The following is a 5,489-nucleotide window of genomic DNA, read 5'->3' on the forward strand; positions in this document are numbered from 1 at the left end:
ACAAGCCCCTGCATGGCGAATTGAAGCTGCCCGGCATGGCGACCGAGTTCTACAAGCGCCAGGTGGCACAGCATTTAACCATCGGCATCAGGGCGATGGAAAAGCTGGCCGAGATGCCGATGGAACGGTTGCATTCGCGCAAGCTCAGAAGCTTTTCGGAAACGGCATTCCAGTAGCACCGATCGATCGACCGGAGCATGGCCGGAGCTTGGTAAGAGCGCAGCAGGGCATTTCGCCATCTTGATTGGGCCGCATTTCTACCGATAAGCAAAGTAGATGGCACGCGTTCGAAACATGATGACATCGGCGGCATTCGTCGCAATGCTCGGCTGCTCGGTCGCGCTGGTGGCTGGGTTTTTCGGAACGCTGCATCCGGCCTTCGATTCCTTCGCTCATTTCCGCGTTCATCTTGCCGTGCTGATGGCGCTTTGCGCGCTGCCCTTGCTCGTGACCTCGTTTCGCCTGCAGGCCGCCGCAGCGCTGCTCTTTGCGGGGGCTGCCTTTGCCACCACGTCGAACATCCTACCAGTGCCCCGCCTGTGGCCAGTCCAGGCGGCCTTCGAAGCCAACCCCGGCGACCAGCCCGTTTACCCCGGCGACCAGTCGGTCTATCCCGGTCACAAGGCGGTCTATCGCCTGCTGCAGATGAACCTGCGGTTCAACAACCCAACGCCTGAAAAGGTACTGTCGCTGATCGGCCGGACCCAGCCTGATGTGATTACCCTCGACGAGGTATCCGACATGTGGAAGGCAAAGCTTGGACTGCTGTCCAGCGCCTACCCCTACCGGATCCTCTGCCCTTACCCAAATGGCGTGTTCGGCGTTGCGCTGCTGTCCAGACGGCCGTTTGCCGCCGGCACACAACCACGCTGCGACAGGCGCGGCGCGATTGCCATCGCGACAGTCGACTTCGGCGGAACCGACGTCGACGTCGCAGCCGTGCACCTCACCTGGCCATGGCCGTACAACCAATCACGGCAGATCGGCGGATTGTCGGAAGAGTTCGCATCGCTTGGCGAGACATCGATCATGGCAGGCGACTGCAATGCAGTGCCGTGGAGCGCCGCCGTCCGGCGCGTCGCAGATCTTGGCAAGCTGACCGTGGCGCCTTCGCCGGGGCCGACTTGGCTCTACATCAATCTGCCGGATTTCCTGCGCTTCGCCGGATTGCCGATCGACCAGGTTTTCAGCAAGGGCTCGGTTCTTATCCATTCGGTGTCGAGACTGGAAGGCACCGGGTCCGACCATCTTCCGCTGATGGTGGATTTCTCGCTCAGGCCGGAACAGAAAAAGCCGGTCGATGAAGATGAAACTGCGACCGCATCCGTGACACAGCACGGCAGGACTCGAGGCTGAGCGCCTACTGCTTGCGCAACAGGGCACCGATGAGGCGTTCGACATGGCCGCCGTGGCGATGCTCGCGCGCGTCGAAGGCGTTCTGTTTCGCCTCGTATTCGGCATAGACGGCCTTGATCCGGCGCCTCGCCTCGCGGTGCGTCTTGCTGCAAACCCAGTTGTCGGCGAACTCCAGTCCCGTGATCGATCTTTCGGTCGCCCGCATCATTGTTTTGGCGATGCGGCCATGGTTATGCTCGTGAGCACGAACGCCGGCGAAGAACCGCTTCCAGCGCTTCTGAAGCGCCGGTGTCGCGGCTGAGACCATGCGGGGTAAGGTGTAGGTGAGATCGAGTGTCCCATTGGCCTGCCGCAGCCGACAGACGCCACCCTCCCTGCTGATCTCAAGGTCCCAACTTACGGTATAGGCGGTCAGCGCGATGGCGTGCGTCATAAAGCCGTGCCGCTTCGGGCCGTTGCGGTCCATGGCCTCGATCAGGGCGGCGCCCGTGGTTCCTGATATGTCGTACGTCCGGGTCTTGACCAGCACCTTCGTGTCAGCCGATGCCGACGGTGCGAAGCCGCACAAGCCACCAATCGCCACAAGGCACGTCAAAACCGCCAGGCGCATGGTCATCTCTCCGGTCAGAAGGGAAAGGAACCACAAGCGCCGCGCCGCTTCAACTTTTTTTAGACACCGCAAATATAATAGGCCTTTACCGGCTTTCATTTGGTCGACGTCGAGATGGCCGGCGGGGCCGTTCTGGCAGGCTACATGTTCTGGTAGACTGGTCCCTCACCACCCTGTGGCGGCACCCAGGTTATGTTTCGGTTCGGATCCTTGATGTCGCAGGTCTTGCAGTGGACGCAGTTCTGCGCGTTGATGACGAATCGCACGTCCTTCGCCTCGGGATCGGCGGCGGCGTTGCCATCCTTGTCGACCCATTCGTAGACGCCGGCCGGGCAGTAGCGTGTCGAGGGCCCGGCATACACATCGTGTTCGGAACGCTGCTGCAGGTCCATATCCGCGACCAGCAGGTGGACAGGCTCGTTTTCCTCGTGGTTGGTGTTTGAGAGAAACACCGAGGACAGGCGGTCGAAGGTGAGCACGCCGTCCGGCTTCGGATAGGCGATCTTCTTATGCTTAGCGGCCGGTTCCAGCGTCGCATAGTCGGCCTTGCCGTGCTTCAGCGTGCCGAAAGGCGAGAAGCCGAACAGCGAATTCAGCCACATGTCGAGGCCGCCAATACCGACGCCGACGACGGTGCCGAAGCGCGACCACAATGGCTTGACGTTGCGCACCTTCTTCAAATCCTTGCCGATATCGGTCGCCCGCCATGCCGCCTCGTAAGTAGCCAGTTCGTCATTGGCACGGCCGGCGCCGATCGCCTCGGCGATATGCTCGGCCGCCAGCATTCCGGAGAGCACGGCATTGTGCGAGCCCTTGATGCGCGGCACGTTGACGAAGCCGGCAGCACACCCAATCAGCGCGCCACCGGGGAAGGACAGTTTCGGCACCGACTGCCAGCCGCCCTCGGTGATGGCACGGGCGCCATAACCCAGCCGCTTGCCGCCCTCGAATGTGCCTTTGATCGCCGGGTGGGTCTTGAAGCGCTGGAATTCATCGAAAGGCGACAGATAGGGGTTCTTGTAATTGAGGTGGACGACGAAGCCGACCGCCACCTGGTTGTCTTCCAAATGGTAGAGGAAAGAGCCGCCGCCGGTCTTCATGTCGAGCGGCCAGCCGAAGGAATGCTGGACAAGGCCTGGCCGGTGGAGCTCCGGCTTGATCTGCCAGAGCTCCTTGAGGCCGATGCCGTATTTGCCGGGCTCGCGGCCGTCGGAAAGATGGTATTTGGCGATCAGTTGCTTGGCCAGCGAGCCGCGCGCACCCTCGCCGATCAGCACATATTTGCCCATCAGCGCCATGCCCGGCGCGAAGCCCGGGCCATGCGTGCCGTCTTTCTCGACGCCCATATCGCCGGTGACAACGCCGGTGACCGCGCCCTCGTCGCTGTAAATGAGGCCCACCGCGGCAAAGCCCGGGTAGATCTCGACGCCCAGCGCCTCGGCCTTGGTCGCCAGCCAGCGGCAGACATTGCCGAGCGAAACGATGTAGTTGCCGTGGTTGTTCATCAGCGGCGGCATCAGGATGTTGGGCAGACGGAACGAGCCGGCAGGGCCGAGGACCAGGAAATGGTCTGCCGTAACCGGCGTCTTGAACGGATGTCCCTCTTCGTCACGCCAGCCCGGCAGCAGCCGGTCGATGCCGATCGGGTCGACTACGGCGCCAGACAGGATGTGGGCGCCGACTTCGCCGCCCTTTTCCAGGACGACGACGGAAAGCTCGGGATTGACCTGCTTGAGACGGATCGCCGCGGCGAGGCCGGCCGGACCAGCGCCGACGATGACCACGTCGAATTCCATGCTTTCGCGTTCGATCTCGCTCATCAACCCCTCACTGGCTGCCGCATTTGCGCATCTTGCTGGCTTATCCGCTGCATAGCGCATCAATTCGCGACGCGAAACCGGCGCTGACGTGACAATGCCGATTTCGTCAAAAAGTCGCGCATCGTACTACAAAATCACGGTTTGCGGTCCACCGGAACATCGATCCCGGCCAGGCCCCATTTCAAGAGAGCCGGCGCCCTGACGTTTTTAATTGTTCGACGGCTTGCTTATCGGCCATACTTCGCACCATGCGCATATACCGGCCAATTGGCTTTTCATCGACTCGCTTTTTTTCCGCGCCCGGACGGATTTGCCGGGCGCTCGTTTTGGCCCTTTTGCCGCTGATGCCCGTTGGCGCCCATGCCGAGCCTCAGAGGGTCTGGGCGGCCGGAGCCTACTCCTTTTCCGACGAGCTGGGCGGCTTCCGCATCACCAGCGCCTCGGGCATCGGGACAAAGGAGGACCCGCTTGTCATCACCGAAGAGCTGAACTCGGCAACACCGGTGACACTGACTATCCGCACGACGAAGCCGATCCATCCCTTCGGCACGGCGGGCCAATTTGCGAACGGCCTCATGTATATGCGCATCGACGTGCTCAATAACAGCGGCCAGGCCTGGGTCGAGTTCCAGTTCGAGCTCCAGGAGGTGCTCCACCGGCCGAGCGTGTTCGGCGACGGCCTGTCATTCGACCAGCGCAACAAGACGCCTGACAACATCTGGTCGAGCAGCTTTGCCGATTTCGATCGCGACTTCGAACCCTATGATCGGCTGCTGTTCAAGAGTGGCAAGATCGACCCGCTGACGACAGCAAAATTCGATTACCTGATCACCGACTACACACCGCGCTGGACGTTCTATCTGGTGCAGGATCCGCGTATACCGTCGAGCTAAGGGTCATGTTTATGTCGTTCCCAAAACCGCTATGCACCCAGGGTCAGGCCCCGGTCAGGCCCGAGGGCATGCTTTCGGGCGACATGCATTACTTGCAAATTCTTGCTGCGCGGCCGAATGTGAAAGCATGACTGCCGTTTCCCGAGACAACCGACCTGCTATCGCCGACCTGCTGGCCTTTTACGCCAGCGCCGGCGTCGATGAAGCGCTCGAAGAGGAGCCGCTGAATAGGTTTGCCGAGGCTGCGTCAAAGTCGCCTGAGCCGGCGCCAACGACAGTTACGCCGACAACTGGTGAAAACGCCGCACTGCCACGCTCGACAGGCCTGTCACGCGCCGAAATGGGCGAAAGGCAAGCTGCGGCACCGGCGGTGCGCGCCCCGTCCGGTACGGCGACGGTGCCCGATGAGCAACAAGCGGCATTGGCGCGGCAATTGGCAACGACGGCCACGAGCCTGGACGAGCTTCGCAAGCACATGGCGGCATTCGACGGCTGCAATCTCAAATTCACCGCCAAGAACCTGGTGTTCGCCGACGGCAATCCGAATGCCGCGGTGATGCTGGTCGGCGAGGCGCCCGGCCGCGACGAGGACCTCGAGGGATTGCCGTTCGTCGGCCGCTCGGGCCGGCTGCTCGACCAAATGCTGGCCGCGATCGGACTCGACCGGACCTCGGCCTACATCGCCAATGTCATTCCCTGGCGACCGCCGGGCAACCGCACGCCGACACCGCACGAGACCGAGATTTGCCGCCCATTCATCGAACGGCAGATCGAGCTGGTCAAGCCGAAGGTGCTGGTCAACCTGGGCGG

General features: G+C 62.0%; 5 protein-coding genes and 1 pseudogene. 4 read left to right on the forward strand and 2 right to left on the reverse strand.

Going from position 1 to position 5,489, the window contains the following annotated elements; all coding sequences use genetic code 11:
- A pseudogene (locus EOA86_RS20145) lies at positions 1 to 176 on the forward strand (AMP nucleosidase); the annotation flags it as partial.
- 100 nt (positions 177 to 276) lie between these two features.
- On the forward strand, positions 277 to 1,356 hold the full coding sequence (locus EOA86_RS20150) for an endonuclease/exonuclease/phosphatase family protein (protein ID WP_128343250.1): 1,080 nt from the start codon (positions 277 to 279) through the stop codon (positions 1,354 to 1,356).
- Between the two features lie 4 nt (positions 1,357 to 1,360).
- Here the strand turns inward: EOA86_RS20150 and EOA86_RS20155 are convergent, their stop codons facing one another.
- Together EOA86_RS20155 and EOA86_RS20160 are read right to left on the reverse strand one after the other, a co-directional pair.
- The gene (locus EOA86_RS20155; RefSeq protein WP_127211214.1) at positions 1,361 to 1,966 is read right to left on the reverse strand and encodes a DUF922 domain-containing protein; all 606 of its coding nucleotides are present in this window, start codon (positions 1,964 to 1,966) and stop codon (positions 1,361 to 1,363) included.
- Positions 1,967 to 2,106: 140 nt separating this feature from the next.
- Positions 2,107 to 3,786, reverse strand: a complete 1,680-nt coding sequence (locus tag EOA86_RS20160) for an electron transfer flavoprotein-ubiquinone oxidoreductase (protein ID WP_128343251.1) — start codon at positions 3,784 to 3,786, stop codon at positions 2,107 to 2,109.
- Between the two features lie 248 nt (positions 3,787 to 4,034).
- Here EOA86_RS20160 and EOA86_RS20165 point away from each other — a divergent pair, with 248 nt between their 5' ends.
- Both EOA86_RS20165 and EOA86_RS20170 read left to right on the forward strand, forming a co-directional pair.
- The gene (locus tag EOA86_RS20165) at positions 4,035 to 4,679 is read left to right on the forward strand and encodes a hypothetical protein (RefSeq protein WP_128343253.1); all 645 of its coding nucleotides are present in this window, start codon (positions 4,035 to 4,037) and stop codon (positions 4,677 to 4,679) included.
- Positions 4,680 to 4,806: 127 nt separating this feature from the next.
- Positions 4,807 to 5,489, forward strand: a 683-nt coding sequence (locus EOA86_RS20170) for a uracil-DNA glycosylase (RefSeq protein ID WP_164891852.1), incomplete at its 3' end; no start/stop codon positions are given.

Source organism: Mesorhizobium sp. M5C.F.Ca.IN.020.32.2.1 (assembly GCF_004023105.1).
GTDB classification, from domain to species: Bacteria; Pseudomonadota; Alphaproteobacteria; order Rhizobiales; family Rhizobiaceae; genus Mesorhizobium; species Mesorhizobium wenxiniae.

What these genes read in the sequence shown, in the direction of transcription:
- EOA86_RS20165 (WP_128343253.1), top strand. Translation starts at nt 4,035, where the DNA reads ATGCGCATATACCGGCCAATTGGCTTTTCATCGACTCGCTTTTTTTCC.
- EOA86_RS20155 (WP_127211214.1), bottom strand. Translation starts at nt 1,966, where the DNA reads ATGCGCCTGGCGGTTTTGACGTGCCTTGTGGCGATTGGTGGCTTGTGC.
- EOA86_RS20160 (WP_128343251.1), bottom strand. Translation starts at nt 3,786, where the DNA reads ATGAGCGAGATCGAACGCGAAAGCATGGAATTCGACGTGGTCATCGTC.
- EOA86_RS20150 (WP_128343250.1), top strand. Translation starts at nt 277, where the DNA reads ATGGCACGCGTTCGAAACATGATGACATCGGCGGCATTCGTCGCAATG.